Source organism: Rhizobium sp. USDA 4016 (assembly GCF_056279705.1).
In genome coordinates, this window is sequence record NZ_JBWCCY010000002.1 from 456,174 (window position 1) to 471,672 (window position 15,499).

General features: G+C 59.5%; 17 protein-coding genes and 2 pseudogenes. 12 read left to right on the forward strand and 7 right to left on the reverse strand.

The window, feature by feature from the left end; genetic code table 11:
* Nucleotides 1-139 precede the first annotated feature (139 nt).
* From ACZ9DP_RS03090 to ACZ9DP_RS03130, 9 genes and pseudogenes are all read left to right on the forward strand, one after another.
* Nucleotides 140-1,054, forward strand: coding sequence for a metal ABC transporter substrate-binding protein (locus tag ACZ9DP_RS03090; protein WP_476200193.1), 915 nt, complete (start codon nucleotides 140-142; stop codon nucleotides 1,052-1,054).
* The gene (locus ACZ9DP_RS03095) at nucleotides 1,051-1,953 is read left to right on the forward strand and encodes a manganese/iron ABC transporter ATP-binding protein (protein WP_476200194.1); all 903 of its coding nucleotides are present in this window, start codon (nucleotides 1,051-1,053) and stop codon (nucleotides 1,951-1,953) included. Before ACZ9DP_RS03090 ends, ACZ9DP_RS03095 begins: the two co-directional genes overlap by 4 nt.
* Nucleotides 1,953-2,810, forward strand: coding sequence for an iron/manganese ABC transporter permease subunit SitC (gene sitC / locus ACZ9DP_RS03100; protein ID WP_372432552.1), 858 nt, complete (start codon nucleotides 1,953-1,955; stop codon nucleotides 2,808-2,810). Before ACZ9DP_RS03095 ends, sitC begins: the two co-directional genes overlap by 1 nt.
* On the forward strand, nucleotides 2,807-3,646 hold the full coding sequence (locus ACZ9DP_RS03105) for a metal ABC transporter permease (RefSeq protein WP_476200195.1): 840 nt from the start codon (nucleotides 2,807-2,809) through the stop codon (nucleotides 3,644-3,646). The genes sitC and ACZ9DP_RS03105 overlap by 4 nt, the downstream gene beginning before the upstream one ends.
* A 214-nt stretch (nucleotides 3,647-3,860) precedes the next feature.
* Nucleotides 3,861-4,692: pseudogene (locus tag ACZ9DP_RS03110) on the forward strand (metallophosphoesterase family protein).
* Nucleotides 4,689-5,855 (forward strand): ABC transporter ATP-binding protein, encoded by a 1,167-nt coding sequence (locus ACZ9DP_RS03115; protein ID WP_476200196.1) that lies wholly within the window; start codon nucleotides 4,689-4,691, stop codon nucleotides 5,853-5,855. Before ACZ9DP_RS03110 ends, ACZ9DP_RS03115 begins: the two are co-directional and overlap by 4 nt.
* Nucleotides 5,848-6,771: a carbohydrate ABC transporter permease gene (locus ACZ9DP_RS03120; RefSeq protein ID WP_476200197.1), complete on the forward strand. Its 924-nt coding sequence runs from the start codon at nucleotides 5,848-5,850 to the stop codon at nucleotides 6,769-6,771. The genes ACZ9DP_RS03115 and ACZ9DP_RS03120 overlap by 8 nt, the downstream gene beginning before the upstream one ends.
* On the forward strand, nucleotides 6,768-7,604 hold the full coding sequence (locus ACZ9DP_RS03125) for a carbohydrate ABC transporter permease (protein ID WP_476200198.1): 837 nt from the start codon (nucleotides 6,768-6,770) through the stop codon (nucleotides 7,602-7,604). Before ACZ9DP_RS03120 ends, ACZ9DP_RS03125 begins: the two co-directional genes overlap by 4 nt.
* A 26-nt stretch (nucleotides 7,605-7,630) precedes the next feature.
* Nucleotides 7,631-8,896 carry an ABC transporter substrate-binding protein gene (locus ACZ9DP_RS03130; RefSeq protein WP_476200200.1) on the forward strand — a complete coding sequence of 422 codons (1,266 nt, stop codon included), beginning with the start codon at nucleotides 7,631-7,633 and terminating at the stop codon, nucleotides 8,894-8,896.
* Nucleotides 8,897-8,942: 46 nt separating this feature from the next.
* On the opposite strand, the gene ACZ9DP_RS03135 is transcribed toward ACZ9DP_RS03130, so the two are convergent.
* The 5 genes and pseudogenes from ACZ9DP_RS03135 to ACZ9DP_RS03155 all read right to left on the reverse strand — a co-directional run.
* Nucleotides 8,943-9,941, reverse strand: a complete 999-nt coding sequence (locus ACZ9DP_RS03135; RefSeq protein WP_476200201.1) for a substrate-binding domain-containing protein — start codon at nucleotides 9,939-9,941, stop codon at nucleotides 8,943-8,945.
* A 21-nt stretch (nucleotides 9,942-9,962) separates the two neighbouring features.
* A complete protein-coding gene (locus tag ACZ9DP_RS03140; RefSeq protein WP_476200202.1) occupies nucleotides 9,963-10,262 on the reverse strand; it encodes a hypothetical protein in 300 nt (99 codons plus the stop codon).
* Nucleotides 10,263-10,301: 39 nt separating this feature from the next.
* Nucleotides 10,302-10,724 (reverse strand): PIN domain-containing protein, encoded by a 423-nt coding sequence (locus tag ACZ9DP_RS03145; RefSeq protein ID WP_476200204.1) that lies wholly within the window; start codon nucleotides 10,722-10,724, stop codon nucleotides 10,302-10,304.
* Nucleotides 10,721-10,987, reverse strand: a complete 267-nt coding sequence (locus ACZ9DP_RS03150; RefSeq protein WP_372419364.1) for a type II toxin-antitoxin system Phd/YefM family antitoxin — start codon at nucleotides 10,985-10,987, stop codon at nucleotides 10,721-10,723. The genes ACZ9DP_RS03145 and ACZ9DP_RS03150 overlap by 4 nt, the downstream gene beginning before the upstream one ends.
* An 88-nt stretch (nucleotides 10,988-11,075) precedes the next feature.
* Nucleotides 11,076-11,393 (reverse strand): annotated as a pseudogene (locus ACZ9DP_RS03155) (tyrosine-type recombinase/integrase); the annotation flags it as partial.
* A 12-nt stretch (nucleotides 11,394-11,405) separates the two neighbouring features.
* Between ACZ9DP_RS03155 and ACZ9DP_RS03160 the strand changes: the two are divergent.
* Nucleotides 11,406-11,741 carry a hypothetical protein gene (locus ACZ9DP_RS03160; RefSeq protein ID WP_476200206.1) on the forward strand — a complete coding sequence of 112 codons (336 nt, stop codon included), beginning with the start codon at nucleotides 11,406-11,408 and terminating at the stop codon, nucleotides 11,739-11,741.
* 547 nt (nucleotides 11,742-12,288) lie between these two features.
* Here ACZ9DP_RS03160 and ACZ9DP_RS03165 read toward each other — a convergent pair.
* The gene (locus tag ACZ9DP_RS03165; protein ID WP_476200207.1) at nucleotides 12,289-13,458 is read right to left on the reverse strand and encodes an ATP-binding protein; all 1,170 of its coding nucleotides are present in this window, start codon (nucleotides 13,456-13,458) and stop codon (nucleotides 12,289-12,291) included.
* 145 nt (nucleotides 13,459-13,603) lie between these two features.
* A complete protein-coding gene (locus ACZ9DP_RS03170; RefSeq protein ID WP_476200208.1) occupies nucleotides 13,604-14,509 on the reverse strand; it encodes a DMT family transporter in 906 nt (301 codons plus the stop codon).
* Nucleotides 14,510-14,591: 82 nt separating this feature from the next.
* On the opposite strand from ACZ9DP_RS03170, the gene ACZ9DP_RS03175 reads away from it, so the two are divergent.
* Together ACZ9DP_RS03175 and ACZ9DP_RS03180 are read left to right on the forward strand one after the other, a co-directional pair.
* A complete protein-coding gene (locus ACZ9DP_RS03175; protein WP_476200209.1) occupies nucleotides 14,592-14,783 on the forward strand; it encodes a hypothetical protein in 192 nt (63 codons plus the stop codon).
* 101 nt (nucleotides 14,784-14,884) lie between these two features.
* Nucleotides 14,885-15,478, forward strand: coding sequence for a DUF6088 family protein (locus ACZ9DP_RS03180; RefSeq protein ID WP_476200211.1), 594 nt, complete (start codon nucleotides 14,885-14,887; stop codon nucleotides 15,476-15,478).
* The last annotated feature ends 21 nt before the right edge of the window (nucleotides 15,479-15,499 follow it).

The following is a 15,499-nucleotide window of genomic DNA, read 5'->3' on the forward strand; positions in this document are numbered from 1 at the left end:
GGTAGATGCCGCCGCCCCTTTCAGGCTCGCAGATCAAATTTCACAAAGCTTTCATAATTGCGAATAAGTCGCACTTGCAAAGATGGAGGCCTTTCCATAAGACTGCATATGCAAATCATTCGCAGCAAGGAGCATCGGCATGTTGAAACGGGTAGGGCGCTTGTTAGCCGGACTGATCGCGGCAGCAATCGTGTCGGTCGCAGCGATGCCGGCAGCGGCTCAGGAGAAGTTCAAGGCGGTGACGACATTTACGGTCATCGCCGACATGGCCAAGAATGTGGCGGGCGACGCCGCCATCGTGGAATCGATCACCAAACCGGGTGCGGAGATCCACAATTATTCGCCGACACCCGGTGACATACAAAGGGCGCAGGGCGCTCAACTTATCCTCTGGAACGGCCTTAATCTCGAGCGCTGGTTCGAAAAGTTTTTCGTCAACCTCCGTGACGTTCCGGGCGTCGTCGTCTCTGAAGGCGTTCAACCGATGAGCATTTCCGAAGGACCATATACCGGCAAGCCCAATCCGCATGCGTGGATGTCGCCGAAGAATGCTCTGATCTATGTCGACAACATTCGCGATGCCTTCGTCAAGTACGATCCAAAGAACGCCGCGGCGTACCAGGCCAACGCTGCCGCCTACAAAGAGAAGATCGAGGCGACCATTACGCCGATCCGAGAAAAGCTTGCGCAGATTCCCGAGGATAAGCGCTGGCTGGTATCGAGCGAGGGCGCCTTTTCCTACCTCGCCCGTGACTTTGGCCTGAAGGAACTCTATCTCTGGCCGATCAATGCCGACCAGCAGGGAACACCACAACAGGTCCGCAAGGTGATCGATGCCATCGATGCCAACAAGATCGTTGCCGTTTTCAGCGAGAGCACGGTGTCCGACAAGCCGGCCAGGCAGGTGGCGCGCGAAACCGGCGTACATTACGGCGGCGTGCTCTATGTGGATTCCCTCAGCGAGGAGGACGGGCCTGTGCCGACCTATATTGATCTGCTTCGCGCAACTTCCGACACGGTCGAAAAGGGCCTTGTCGAGGGCCTGTCGCAATGAATGAGCCGCTCAGCAATCTTGCCCGTCACGCGTCTTTCGATGCGGGATCGGGCATTGCGGTGAAAAGCGCCACCGTCACCTATCGCAATGGCCATACTGGGCTTTGGGATGCGAGTTTCCAGATCCCGATGGGCACGATCACCGCGCTGGTCGGTGTCAACGGCTCCGGCAAGTCGACGCTGTTCAAGTCGATCATGGGATTCGTGCGTCTTGCCAAGGGCGAGATAAGAGTGCTCGGGATGTCAGTCGGTGAGGCGCTCCGCAAGAACCTCGTCGCCTACGTGCCGCAAAGCGAGGAGGTCGATTGGGATTTTCCAGTCCTGGTCGAGGACGTTGTCATGATGGGCCGCTACGGCCACATGGGCATGATGCGCATCCCGAAGGCGGCAGATCACGCTGCTGTGTCATCGGCACTCGCACGCGTCAACATGAGCGACTTCCGCACACGCCAGATCGGCGAGCTGTCAGGCGGGCAGAAGAAGCGCGTTTTCCTGGCCCGCGCGCTTGCCCAGGACGGCCGCGTCATCCTGCTCGATGAGCCCTTCACCGGTGTCGACGTCAAGACCGAGGACCAGATCATCGCATTGCTTCGCGAGTTGCGCGACGAGGGCCGGGTCATGCTGGTTTCCACGCACAATCTCGGCTCGGTGCCTGAATTCTGCGACCGCACCGTGCTCGTCAAAGGCACAGTGCTCGCCCATGGCACGACTGCCGAGACTTTCACGCAGGCAAATCTTGAAAAGGCCTTTGGCGGCGTGCTGCGCCACTTCTTGCTGGCCGAGGCTAAGGATGGCCAGTCACATCCGATCGATGTGATGACCGACGACGAACGCCCGCTCGTGCTGCAAGACGGCCGGTTCGTCGCGCACGAGCCACGGGGTAATGGAGGCTCGCGCTGATGGCCTTTCTGATTGAGCCTTTCACCTACGAATACATGCTCAATGCCATGTGGGTGTCGGCTCTGGTCGGCGGTGTCTGCGCGTTTTTATCCTGCTACCTGATGCTCAAGGGCTGGTCACTGATCGGCGATGCGCTTTCCCATTCCATCGTCCCCGGGGTGGCCGGCGCCTATATGCTGGGCCTGCCCTTTTCGGTCGGCGCATTCTTCTCCGGCGGCCTTGCGGCCGCCGCGATGCTCTTCCTCAACCAGCGTACTAGGCTGAAAGAGGACGCCATTATCGGCCTGATCTTCTCCTCCTTTTTCGGGCTCGGCCTCTTCATGGTGTCCCTGTCGCCGACCTCGGTGAACGTCCAGACCATCGTGCTCGGCAACATTCTCGCCATCACCCCGGAGGACACTCTCCAGCTCGCCGTCATCGGGTTTGTCTCGCTCGCCATCCTTCTCGTCAAATGGAAGGATCTCATGGTCACCTTCTTCGACGAGACCCATGCACGGTCGATCGGCCTCAATCCCACTGCGCTCAAGATCATGTTCTTCACGCTGCTTTCGGCATCGACGGTCGCCGCCCTTCAGACGGTAGGTGCCTTCCTCGTCATCTGTATGGTGGTGACCCCGGGCGCCACTGCCTATCTGCTGACGGACCGCTTCCCCCGGCTGCTCGCGATCGCCGTCGTCATTGGCGCGGCGACCAGTTTCGTCGGCGCGTATGCGAGTTATTTCCTGGACGGCGCAACTGGCGGCATCATCGTCGTGCTGCAGACCCTCCTCTTCCTTGCCGCCTTCTTCCTTGCTCCCAAACACGGAATGCTGGCGGCGCGTCGCAGGGCGGCCGAAGTTCACGAGGCCCGTCAATGAATATCCTTGAGACGCTGATTTCGCCTTTCCAGTTCGGCTTTATGGTCAATGCGCTGGTCATCTCGATGCTTGTGGCCGTGCCGACGGCGCTGCTTTCCTGTTTTCTCGTGGTCAAGGGCTGGTCATTGCTGGGCGATGCCATCTCCCATGCGGTTTTTCCTGGCGTGGTCATTGCGTATATCATCGGCATCCCTTTTGCAGTTGGCGCCTTCGTCACCGGCATGTTCTGTGCGGTTGCCACTGGTTTTTTGAAAGACAACAGCCGCATCAAGCAGGATACGGTGATGGGCATCGTGTTTTCAGGCATGTTCGGCTTCGGCCTGGTGCTCTACGTCAAAATCCAGTCCGAGGTGCATCTCGATCACATATTGTTCGGGGACATGCTGGGCGTTGCCTGGCGCGACATTGCCGAGGCGGCCGTCATTGCGGCATTGACTGCGGGCATCATCGTTATCAAGTGGAAGGATTTCCTGCTGCATGCCTTCGATCCGGCCCAGGCGAGGGCCGTCGGCCTTCGGGTCAACCTGTTGCACTACGGCTTGCTCTGCCTGATTTCGCTGACCGTTGTCGGTGCGTTGAAGGCGGTCGGAATTATCCTCGCCATCGCGATGCTCATTGCACCGGGCGCTATTGCCTTCCTGCTGACGCGCAGCTTCAGCAGGATGCTCATCCTGTCGGTGGTCATTGCCTTAATCGCTTCAGGTGCTGGAATCTATCTGTCTTTTTTCATTGATAGCGCACCAGCGCCGACCATTGTGTTGATGCTCTCCATCCTGTTTACGGCCGCCTTTATCGTCACCGTAAGGACGAAGCGGTCGCAGGCGACACCGCAATAGGTCCATGCGGGAGGGCCAGAACAGTGCGGGGTCTGAAAGGTCTCACTTCCGCCTCTGCGAAGACATGACGCTTCATGACGGATTGATGACAAAACTGGAAAACAGCTGAAAACCGCCGCTGCCTATTTGACATGGGAGCCTTCTAGAGAGGTCACCAAGAAGCGCCGATCGTTCAAAGGGACGTTTGACGCTTCCCTGACCCGGAGGCGCGCCCATGAAAATCATTCAGATCACCGATACGCATTTCAGCCCGAACAAGCCGCATTTCAACGGCAATTGGGCGCCGCTTTTGACATGGGTCGAAAAAACCGGTGCCGATCTGATCATCCATACCGGCGATCTCAGCGTCGACGGCGCGGATCTGGACGAGGACATCATCTTTTCGATGGGCCTCATGCGTCAGGCTTCCATCCCGATGCTCATCGTTCCGGGTAATCACGATGTCGGCGATCTCCCAGGCTCGCGTCAGCCGGTCAATACTGAGCGGCTTCAGCGCTGGCGGCGGCTGGCCGGTGAGGACCGATGGCTGGAAGACGCAGGTTCCTGGCGCTTCGTCGGCCTCAATTCGCTGCTGCTCGGCCATGAGGATGACGAGGAGGAAGCGCAGTTCGAATGGCTCCGGAAGGCTTTGGAAGACCGGGGCGGCCGTCGCATTGCGCTTTTTGCGCACAAGCCGCTTTTTCGTCGACGAGCCGCATGAAGGCGATACCGGTTACTGGAGCGTCAGGCCGTCCCAGCGCCGCCGGCTTTACGACCTGATCGCCGCACATGACGTCGCGCTCTTTGCCAGCGGCCATCTGCACTGGGCCTGGCAGGGACGCTTCGAACAGACAGCGCTGACATGGGGACCGTCGGCCGCCTTCATCATCAACAAGATGGAGCGTGAAATGCCGGGCAAGCGCCTGATCGGTGCCGTTGTCCACGAATTTGGCGATGATGCCGAAAGCCACACCGTCGCGGTTCCCGGCATGACGGCGCATGTGCTCGACGACGTCGTGCACGAGGTCTATCCGCATGCGGCAAAGGCGCAGGAGCCGGCCGAATGAGCGCGACGCTTTCGCTTGGCGGTATCACGAAGTCCTTCGGCGGCAGCAAAATCCTCAAGGGCGTGAGCCTCGAAGCGCAGCCCGGCGAGTTCATCGCGCTTGTCGGTCCTTCAGGCTGCGGCAAGAGCACCCTGCTGCGTATCCTTGCCGGCCTCGACCATGCCGACGAGGGCGAAATTGCGATCGGCGGGCGCGACGTGTCGGCGATGGCAGCGGCCGACCGCAATATCGCGATGGTCTTTCAATCCTACGCGCTCTACCCGCACCTGACGGCATCGCAAAATATCGCCGTGCCGCTTGCAATGCGCCGGCTCTCAAGAATGCAGCGCCTGCCACTCATGGGGCCACTGACGCCCGGCCAGCGCACGATCCGTGCAAGCATTGAGCGTGACGTCAGGGAGATGGCGAAATCGTTGAAGATCGACCATTTGCTGGACCGCAAGCCCGGGCAGATGTCCGGCGGCCAGCGCCAACGCGTGGCCCTTGCCCGCGCCATGGTACGCCAACCAAGCGTTTTCCTGATGGACGAGCCGCTTTCCAACCTTGACGCCAACTTGCGCGTCCATGCGCGCGGCGAAATCGTCGAGTTGCATCGCCGCGCCGGCGTACCTACCGTCTATGTCACGCACGACCAGGCGGAGGCTCTCTCAATGGCGGACCGCCTCGCCGTGATGATCGGCGGCAATCTACTACAGCTCGCGAGTCCGCAAGTAATCTACGATGACCCAGCGCATATCGAGGTTGCCCGCTTCATAGGCCAGCCGCGCATCAACCTGCTGCCGGCGGTTGCTGAAGGCGGTATCGTCGCCTTTGGCGGAATTCGCCTGGCGCTTAAGACCATGGCGCAGTCGAAAGCTTCGGTCACCATCGCCATTCGCCCAGAATTCGTTCACCTCGCCGAGAGCAGGCATGACGGACTTCCCGCGTGCATCGAGCGGATCGAATTCCTGGGATCAGAGGTCATTATCTATTGCCGGCTGGATACGATCGGCGAGACAATGATCGTCAAGCTTTCGCCTGCGCGGGCCGCCGGTCTTTCAGCCGGCGTCCCTGTCGCCCTTCAGCTCTCATGCGAACGAGCCATGGTTTTTGCCGAAGACGGCCTGCGCCTGCGCAGTGTCGTTGCTGCTGCCGATGCCAAGCTGGAGAAGGCGCATGGCTAGCGTCACGTCCATGGCCATGCCGCGAGATCCAGCCGCAGCGCATCGGCTGAGCGAAGCCCGCATTGCCTGGATGCTGGCGCTGCCGGCGATCGTGTTGCTTTTCCTCTTCGTGCTTCTTCCGGTCGTTGCCGTCATCATCCTCGGCTTCACCGACTTCGAGCTCGGCTATGGAACGTTCCGTTTCGTCGGTTTGGAAAACTACGCTGACCTGATCACCGATCGCACCTTTCGCAGGTCGCTGTGGAACACGGCGGTCTACACGGCAATCGTCGCGCCGGTCTCGATCTGCCTCGGGCTCGGCATTGCGATGCTGATCGAAAGCGAGACCACGGCGCGCAGTTTCTTTCGCACCGCATATTTCCTGCCTGTCGCCTCGCTGATCGTCGCCATGGCGACCGTCTGGCAGTATATGTTCCATCCGACCATCGGCCCGCTCAACGCGCTGCTTTCGCTTGTCGGACTTTCCGGCCCGAACTGGCTCGGTAGCTCCGGCACGGCGCTTTACAGCCTGTCGATCATCGGCGTCTGGCAATCGGCGGGCTTCAATATGGTGCTTTTCCTTGCTGGCCTGACGGCGATCCCGCGTGAGCTTTATGCCGCAGCCGAGGTGGACGGCGCCAGATCCGCAGTCGATCGTTTCTTTCTGGTCACCTGGCCGATGCTCGGCCCGACGACGCTCTTTGTCATCACCATCAGCATCACCAACGCCGTTAAGGTCTTCGAGACTGTCAAGACGCTGACCGAGGGTGGTCCGAACAAAGCCTCGGAGGTGCTGCTCTTCACCATCTACCAGGAAGGCTTCGTCTACCTGCGCGTCGGCTATGCCTCGGCGATGACGGTCGTCTTTCTCGCAATCCTCGTCGTGCTGATGTTCCTGCAGTACCGCCTTCTTGACCGCCGGGTCCATTACACATGACGACGAGCGCCTTTCCCCTCGGCAGAATTATCCGTCTGGCACTGCTTTGTCTTGGCGCCATTGTGTTTTTGGCGCCCTACGTCTTCATGATCTCGACCGCCGGCAAGGCGCAGAGCGATATTTTCACCTCATCTCTGTCGCTGGTCCCCGAGCACTTCAACTATGTGCAGAACTTCACCAAGGCGCTGAGCCGCGTGCCGATGGGGAGGCTGCTGTGGAACGGGGTCGTCGTCTGCGGGCTGATCTTCTTCTTCCAGGTGCTCGTCGCGATCCCCTGCGCCTATGCTATGGCGAAGCTGCGCTTCCGCGCCGCACGAATGATGATGGTCTTGGTCATGCTCGGCCTTCTGGTGCCGATTCACGCAACCGCCTTGCCGCTTTATGTGGCCTTCGACCGCGCTTCGCTGCTCAACAGCTATGCCGCCCTTGTCGCTCCCTTTACGATTTCGGTTTTCGCGATCTTCATGTTTCTGCAGTTCTTTCGCGCCATGCCGGATGATCTCATCCATGCCGCCCGGCTCGACGGCATGTCGGAACTCGGCATCGTCGCCCGCGTCATTGTTCCCAACGCCTGGCCTGCAGTGACCGCGTTTGCGATCTTTTCGGTCGTCGCCCACTGGAACGATCTTTATTGGCCGCTGGTCGTCATCAGCAGGCAGGATTATGCGACGCCGCCGCTCGGTCTGATGTATTTCCGCGCCGCCGAAGCTGGCGACGACTACGGCGCGCTGATGGCGGCAACGCTGACCATTACCCTTCCCCTCGTTGCCGTCTTCCTGCTGGCGCAGAAGCGTTTCGTCGAGGGCATCACCATGACCGGTCTTAAAGGCTGACCGGTCCTAACAAAGGAGAACGAGCGATGAAACATATCACCAAGCTTCTCGCCGCAGCGGCTGTATCGATGGCAATTTCGCTTCCGGCTCGTGCCGAAACAGCGCTGACGGTTCACTACCCCATGCCCGGCTTCTTCAAGGACGTGATGGACACGATCTCGAAGAAGTTCATGGAAGAAAATCCGGATATCAAGATCCAGTTCGCAAGCCCGTCTGCAACTTACGAAGAAGGTATCCAAACGATCCTTCGCCAGGTCGGCACCAGCGAATTGCCCGACGTCACATTCGTCGGCCTCAATCGCCTGCGCATGCTAAACGAGCGTAACGTCGGTCTTAATCTGAGCCCGCTCGTCCAAAAGGACGGGAACATGGCCGAGCAGGGTTTCTCCGACACGATCTTGAAGCTTGCGCAAGTCAACGGCAAGCAGGTCGGTCTCGCCTTTGCGACCTCCAACCCGATCATGTACTACAATGCCGATCTCGTGAAGGCAGCCGGCGGCGATCCGGACAATCCGCCGAAGACCTGGGACGAGGTCATTGCGCTTGGCGGCAAGATCAAGGCGCTCGGCAACGGCGTTGACGGCATCGATTTCCGCTGGCAGGGCGACGACTGGATGTTTTCGGCTCTGCTTTTCGGCGCCGGCGGCAAGATGCTGAACGAGGATGAGAGCAAGGTTGCCTTCAATGGCCCGGAAGGTCAGAAGGCCGTCGAGACCCTGCACCGCATGGTCACTGAAGGCGGCATGCCGGTCTTCACCAAGGCTGCCGGTGAACAGGCCTTTGCCGCCGGCAGGGTCGGTTTTGAATTCCAGACGACCGGCGCGTTGCGCAACACGATCAAGAATGTCGGCAACAAGTTCGATCTGCGCACGGCCAAGATCCCGCTGATCGATCCGGTCAACGGGCGACTGCCGACCGGCGGCAACGCCGTCGTCATCCTGACGCAGGATGAAGCAAAGCAGGACGCCGCCTGGAAGTTCGCCAAGTTCGCTGCCGGTCCCTATGGCGCTTCCGTCGTCGTTCCAGGTACGGGTTATGTTCCGAACAACGAACTTGCCGCCAAGTCGACCGAATATCTCGGCGATTTCTATAAGCAGAACCCGCTCTTCCAGGCGGGCTTGAGCCAGATGCCGGTGATGGTGCCTTGGTATGCCTTCCCGGGCAGCAACGGCGTGAAGGTCACGCAGACGATCGTCGACAACCTTTCGCGCATCGTCGACGGCTCTGCCGAGCCGAAGGAAGCGCTCGACGACGCAGCCGACGACGTTCAGGGCATGCTGCCGCGCAGCTGAGCCGTTCGCCTCAGCACGAAGCCGCCGCATCTCACATTCGGCGGCTTTACCATGTCGGATCTTGAGTGAGATCGCGTACCGTTCCGCCTTTGCGCAGCGTATAGGCAACATCGAGATGGCGGGAAGGGGCGGCGTTTTCGGCGATATCGAGGAGCAGCGAGGCCGCCGTCGCTCCCATGCTGGCATCGGGCATCTCGATCGTCGTCAGCGGCGGGTCCATCAGCCGGCCGATCGCGATACCGTCGAAGCCGGCGACGGAAACGTCCCGGGGCACCGAGTAGCCCTCGCGCCTGAGCGCGCCGATAACGCCGAAGGCAAGAAGATCATTGGAGGCGATGATCGCTGTCGGCGAATACGTGGTCATCGCCTCGCGGAGATCGAGCTCCTCATAACCGCTGACAAACGGGATCTCGACCGCATCCAGCGGCGTAAGGCCCCTTTCATGCATGGCGTCGACATGACCGGCATAGCGGGATCTAGCTCTGTCGGAGGCGACGAAATTTCCCGAAACGAAGAGGATGTGTCGGTGTCCCAGAGCGATCAGAAAGTCGGTAAGTTCGCGTCCGGCGCGGCGGTTGTCGGCCGTGACCGCAGCGGGAAATCGCTGCGTCGGCATGTTGTTGAGGAGAACCGTCGGCGGCAGGGACGGCAGAAGGGCGGCACTCGTCAGCGGATCGCAGACGGTAAGGATCAGGCCAGTTGGACGGTCGTTCAGGAGCGATGCAACGGCGTCAGCCTCGCGCCCAGGATCATAATTGGACTGGGCAATTACAACGCCGTGACCGGCTACCAGCATGCGATTTTGAATGCTGGAAAGCGATGAGGCAAAAACCGGATTGGTTATGCTCGGTATAAGGACGCCGACAACCGGGCGTCGCCCAAGTTTCCCAGCGGCAAGTCCCGCCGGCCGATAGCCGAGTTCGGCTGCTGCCCGGCGTACGTTGCGGACCATTCCGTCGCTGGCGGGACCGTTGCGGTTTAAGACCCGGCTCGCGGTTGCAAGCGAACACCCCGCGCGAAAAGCCACCTGTTGCAGCGTGGTCATGAAATGCTCCGCAGTATGACGTCATCGAAAGTCCCGCGCCAACCAGTACCATGAAATCCGCTTCTGATGCGCTATGCGAATCGCATGGTTGCGCTGACAACGTCCGGTTCCTTGGCAGCCTCTGATGCTGTTGACTAAAAATGTTGAAACGGTCAGTTCGCAGCCATGCCACAATGATGTAGAGCATCCATCAAGCCGACTCATGACAAGCGGGGATCTGTCGTTGACGTCATGAATGACCTCATGCAGCCAACTGAGGGATGTGTAATCGCCGATCAGCAGAATGCCGGCATGGTTTTTCAGCAGGCTGTAGGAGAGCACGCAGGCAACCTTTCCGACGACGGGCGATAATGTCGCTAGTTAGCTGCTCCATGGATCGACGATCTCGATTCCGAAACCTTCAAAGTCCCTGGTATTGCGCGTGGCGAGGGTAAGATCGTGTGCCATTGCCGTAGCAGCGATCAAACCGTCCATCGATGAGAGCCCGCGACCGCTTCGCTTCGCAAGTGCCATCAGGTCGCCCCACGCCAGGGCGACAGGCTCCTCTGCCGGAATGACGCGCTGCTCGAAACGTTGCGGAAGATCCCTGGCAAGCCATTCCGCCAGCGCGTCGCGTTTTCGCCCACTGTCCATCAGAGCAACACCGCGGCGAATTTCCGCGATCGATACAACACTGATGAAGGCGCGATCTTCGTCAAGCCCATCAAGCCATTCCAGGACGCGTGTATCGGGACGCGGCTTCGTCACCTCGGACAAGACATTGGTGTCGAGGAGCAGTCTCACAGCGGCAAATCACGTGGTTCATCACGTTGACGCTCGAGGTCCAGATCGGCGCCGCGAAGTGGCGAGTCCATCAGGAACTCGGCGAGCGAACCTTTGCGTGCGGTCTTCTTGTGCCATTCCTCGGCCGACACGACGACGACGCTCGGTTTTCCGTTTCGGGTGATCGTCTGGGGCACAGATTGTGCGCGTTCGATAACCTCCGAAAGTTTTGCCTTGGCGCCGGCGACCGTCCAGCTTTTGTCATCGTGCGTTGATGGTTGCATTATTCGCTCCTGACTATAGTGACTATCGTGACTATATGCGACGGTCGGATCTAACGCAAGTATTTTGGACGGGTAGGGGAGGGCGACCTTAAAGCCCTGAAGCCTTGGTCAAGTTCACCCGGAAAAGGCCCCTGCGGCGCTGATAGCGGCGAGTCATCTCCGCCGAGGCATGTCCCAGTTGCTTCTGGACGTAGCGTTCATCGACCTCGGCGGAAGAGGCGAGGCCCGCGCGCAACGAGTGGCCTGAGAATTTGAACGCGCGCTCCAGTTCGCTGAGATCACCACGAACGCCGGCAGCTATGGCGGCACGCTTCACCAGGCGCGCAACCTCCTTGTCGTTCAGCCGCTCCGCGCCGACAAATTTGCCTTGGGCAATGACGCGGCGGAACAGGGGTCGTCCATGAGCTGCGCCTCGTAGATGATCTCGTCGACTTCATCGGGGGGGCAGGGTTTCGTACTAGACTTCTCTGACACGAGCTTTTCCGACTTCTTCGCCTCAGAGATCAAGGTCAACATCGACGGCCCGAATACAGCGAACGGAGGTTCGAAGGGAAAACGACTTCGCTATTTCCTCCAACGTCTACCCCGCTGGCTACGAACCTTTGGGGACGTGGCCGAGCGATTGCCCAAGTTTATCGAAGAGGTCTACAAGCGGCTGTACTCTGCCCTCGGCTATCGTTCGCCAGCGGAATTTGAAACCCAACTTGCCCAGCAGGCGGGGCAGTTTCGCCTAACAAGGTCTGATCGCTACTGACCAAAGTTTGTATCAAAATATTGGTCAGCGTATTCCCGCACGAAGCCCCTCCGGAAGACGAGGAATCCTTGATGACCTACCAACTATCCATTCGAGTCCGGCAGACGCTATGCCTGTGACAGCGGTTTTCCTTTTTGGCAGTCATGCGAGAGGCGATCAGGATGCCGATCGGACACTGATCTTCTGATGATCACAATGGAAGATGCGCCACGGCATACTATTACCGGGCGTCTTTCGATGTCGTTCTATCCGCTTCTGGATCTTCGGAGGCGTGCACAGGCCGGAGATATGTTCGGGTGCCGTATCGTCGGAGAGGGAAAAGGGAGCCGTGTTCCTGGATGATGACGTCGCCGCCGACCGAGCGCAGCTCACTCTCCTGAGCTTCCGTCGCTTGCTCCAGAAACGCGAGCATAGCCGATCAGGTGCCTTTGCCTGTTTCATACCTGCCCCGCTGAACGAGCAAGCCAAAACAACGTGTTGATACGATCGACAGGTTCGCCAGACGTGTCGATGAAATCCTGAAATAGCGACAGAATCCACGCGAATATCATTCGCGACCGCCTGCGAGTTGTTCGCCAAGCTGGTGCAAAGGGAGCACCTCGATATCATTGCCAAGAGGATACGCTTCGTTGCCTGGGTACACCACGATGCGGCGATCCGGCTCCAGATCGAGGCAGGCGTGGTGGAAACCCCGCTCTACCTTTGGCGTGAGACTTCTCTTGATCTCGATCGCCCAGCGGCGTTCACGGGGCAAGGCGACAACGAGGTCGATCTCGGCGCCGGCCGAGGTGCGATAGAAATTGGCTTGGGTACCCTCTGGCATAACTGCATGAAGGGTCTCGATCACGAAGCCTTCCCAACTCGCTCCGGCCACGGGGTGGCCCAGGACATCATCAAGCGTGGTCAAGCCAAGCAGACTGTGGAGCAGGCCGGAATCGCGAACATAGACGCGCGGCGATTTCACCAGGCGCTTGCCGGCATTGCTGTGCCAGGGCTCGAGCCGACGCACCAGAAGCAGATCGACCATGAGGTCGAGATAGGAAGCGACTGTCTTTCCGTCGACACCGAGTGCGCGGGCGAACTCCGCCGCGTTGAGGAGGCCTGATTGGTAATGAGCGAGCATCGTCCAGAAGCGGCGTAGCGTTTCGGCTGGGATCCTCGGACCCAGAAGAGGGATGTCACGCTCGAGATAGGTCCGGATGAAATCGATGCGCCAGCGTTGGCTGACGGTGTCGTTGGCCGCCAGAAGGCTGTCGGGGAACCCTCCTCTAACCCAAAGCTTGTTGAGTTCGCCGGCTTCGACCTCGAGGCCGTCGATCGGTGCGAGTTCCAGATAGGCGATCCGACCGGCCAGGCTCTCGCCAGACTGTTTCAGGAGATCCATGGAGGCCGAGCCAAGCAACAGGAAACGGCCGCTGCGCAGTCCCTTCCGTCGCCCTCGGTCGATCAGGCCGCGAAGGTTCTGGAACAGGTCCGGGACGCGATGGACCTCGTCGAGGATAACGAGTTTGTCCTCATGTCCGGCAAGATAAAGTTCCGGCTCGGCGAGTTTGGCACGATCCGCGTCGGATTCCAGATCGAGATAGATAGACGGCCGTTGCTCGCCGACCTCCAATGCAAGGGTGGTTTTCCCCACCTGTCGAGGCCCGAGCAAGGCGACCGCTGGATTGTTATTGAGGAGCTCGATGAGCTCTGCTGTTTTGCGTCTTGGTATCATGCTCGCAATTATGGAGATATGATCCATAATTGCAAGGTTAACTCAATGGAGTGAGGTGCATTCCCTCCTGCGTTCCAGGATTCATGCGGAACGATGACGGGTTCGTATAGCTCCGGTGAGCTTTCATGAAAGCGTGGCATCCTTCTCAACCGGCCAGCGCTGGCTTGCGAGCGGGAATGGTCATCGCGGTCACGCCGGCAATGACGCAAGCGAGCCCCACCCACGCGGTTGAGGTCATGGTTTCACCGAGAAACAGGACTCCGATCCCCACGCCGATCGGAACCCGGAGGTAGGCCTGGGCAGTCGTACCGACCGAGCCGAGTGTGTGAACGAGCCGGAAATAGATGACGAACGCGAGGGCGGTCGAAAACACCGAGAGGCCGAGCAATGCCAGGATCGATGCCGAAGTGGGCATCAGTGTCCACGGCTGATCAACGACAAGGCTGACGGGAATGAGGATGACCGCACCGCAGATGAGTGATCCCGCTGCGGGCATGATTGGGTCAAGCCCCTTGAAACCCCGGCCGAAGATAGCGGCTCCAGCGTAGCAGACAGTGGCGGCCACAATGGCAAGCTGCGCTGGCAGTTCATCGCCGAGCCCATGAAATGCCTCGATGCCGATGATGAGGCAGGTGCCGGTAATGCCGGCTGCAACGCCGAACAGCTTGCGGCCAGTCATTGGTTCGTGATGCGTGATAAGGACCGTCAAAAGGAACGCGAAGATCGGCGTCGTGGAATTCAGAATCGCAGCAAGCCCGGCATCCACGGTGCGTTCCGCCCAGGCGATCAATGTAAATGGAATCACGCTGTTGAGGCAGGCTTGAAACAGGAAACGCCGCCATGTCGCGAGGTCCCTTGGCAAGGCCAATCCGCGTGACCTGATGACGCCAAGAAGGATCGCGCCGGCCATCAAGGTGCGGGCGGCGATCAGCGTCACCGGAGGGATCGTTTCCACGCCGATCTTGATGAACGTGTAGGACGCGCCCCAAAGCGTCGCGAGCGCGAGAAGGAGCGCGAGTTCTATTCTCATATCCGTTTTTTGTGTTGTCATGATCGTCTCGCGTTCGAGTGGTTTTGTAACTCCTCTGATTTATCGTGGATTGGCCCGACATTGCTTCGACCAAGGCCGAACCATGAAGGAACTGACGAAGGACACCAAGCAGTCTATCTTCGGGCCGGTGTCAAATATTGCATCTGACGACATCTGCGCTGAGGTCGCGGCCCTCATCGGAGATGTGGCGTGCGCCAACATCCTTTCAGCTTTGATGGGCGGGCAGGCTCTCACTGCCGGCAAACTGGCATGGGCATTCCGGTGGCAGCGTTAGACGACGAGCGGCTTGGCGTTGGAAAGAACTTGAATGTCAGAAAAACATGCACTATTTTCTGACATATGAAGAATGTAGCGACATCGGTTCCGAATCAGATCATGAAGCGCGCCCGCGCTGGCGGGCGTGGCAGCGTTTTCACGCCCAGTGATTTCCTAGGCATCGCCGGACGCGCCGCGATCGATCAAGCGCTTTCCCGACTGGCCAAGGGTGGTAAGCTCCGGCGCCTCGTACGAGGCCTGTACGATTTCCCGAAGGTCCATCCGCAGCTTGGGCTCCTTTCGCCAGCCCCAGATGATATCGCGCAAGCACTAGCGCGCGAGACTGGTTCCCAATTGCAGATTGCGGGCGCGCGCGCCGCGAACGCGCTCGGGCTCAGCACGCAGGTGCCGGCAAAGAACACCTATCTCACCGATGGTCCCTCCCGCCGTGTCGTCTTGGGCAAGCGCGTAGTCGATCTGCGACATGCCTCGCCCAAGCATTTGATCGCTCCTGGCAGTGCGGCTGGCACGGTCGTGCAAGCGCTTCGCCATGTGGGAGCGATGCGTGCCGGCGACGTTGCACAGATCGCAGCGCGTCGTTTGTCAGCAAGTGACAAGAAGACGCTCGCTTCCTCTGCGGTCCAGGCCCCCGCCTGGATGAGGCCGACGCTCGTATCGATTGCCAACGCAGCGTCGGGTGGAATCGATGGATAGTGTAGCTCTTCTTCCGATTGA

Bases quoted from the DNA above. Each gene is read 5' to 3' on its own strand.
- ACZ9DP_RS03175 (WP_476200209.1), top strand. From the start codon at position 14,592: ATGAAGGAACTGACGAAGGACACCAAGCAGTCTATCTTCGGGCCGGTG.
- ACZ9DP_RS03125 (WP_476200198.1), top strand. From the start codon at position 6,768: ATGACGACGAGCGCCTTTCCCCTCGGCAGAATTATCCGTCTGGCACTG.
- ACZ9DP_RS03115 (WP_476200196.1), top strand. From the start codon at position 4,689: ATGAGCGCGACGCTTTCGCTTGGCGGTATCACGAAGTCCTTCGGCGGC.
- ACZ9DP_RS03120 (WP_476200197.1), top strand. From the start codon at position 5,848: ATGGCTAGCGTCACGTCCATGGCCATGCCGCGAGATCCAGCCGCAGCG.
- ACZ9DP_RS03095 (WP_476200194.1), top strand. From the start codon at position 1,051: ATGAATGAGCCGCTCAGCAATCTTGCCCGTCACGCGTCTTTCGATGCG.
- ACZ9DP_RS03180 (WP_476200211.1), top strand. From the start codon at position 14,885: ATGAAGCGCGCCCGCGCTGGCGGGCGTGGCAGCGTTTTCACGCCCAGT.
- sitC (WP_372432552.1), top strand. From the start codon at position 1,953: ATGGCCTTTCTGATTGAGCCTTTCACCTACGAATACATGCTCAATGCC.
- ACZ9DP_RS03130 (WP_476200200.1), top strand. From the start codon at position 7,631: ATGAAACATATCACCAAGCTTCTCGCCGCAGCGGCTGTATCGATGGCA.
- ACZ9DP_RS03105 (WP_476200195.1), top strand. From the start codon at position 2,807: ATGAATATCCTTGAGACGCTGATTTCGCCTTTCCAGTTCGGCTTTATG.
- ACZ9DP_RS03170 (WP_476200208.1), bottom strand. From the start codon at position 14,509: ATGACAACACAAAAAACGGATATGAGAATAGAACTCGCGCTCCTTCTC.
- ACZ9DP_RS03165 (WP_476200207.1), bottom strand. From the start codon at position 13,458: ATGATACCAAGACGCAAAACAGCAGAGCTCATCGAGCTCCTCAATAAC.
- ACZ9DP_RS03150 (WP_372419364.1), bottom strand. From the start codon at position 10,987: ATGCAACCATCAACGCACGATGACAAAAGCTGGACGGTCGCCGGCGCC.
- ACZ9DP_RS03160 (WP_476200206.1), top strand. From the start codon at position 11,406: ATGATCTCGTCGACTTCATCGGGGGGGCAGGGTTTCGTACTAGACTTC.
- ACZ9DP_RS03135 (WP_476200201.1), bottom strand. From the start codon at position 9,941: ATGACCACGCTGCAACAGGTGGCTTTTCGCGCGGGGTGTTCGCTTGCA.
- ACZ9DP_RS03090 (WP_476200193.1), top strand. From the start codon at position 140: ATGTTGAAACGGGTAGGGCGCTTGTTAGCCGGACTGATCGCGGCAGCA.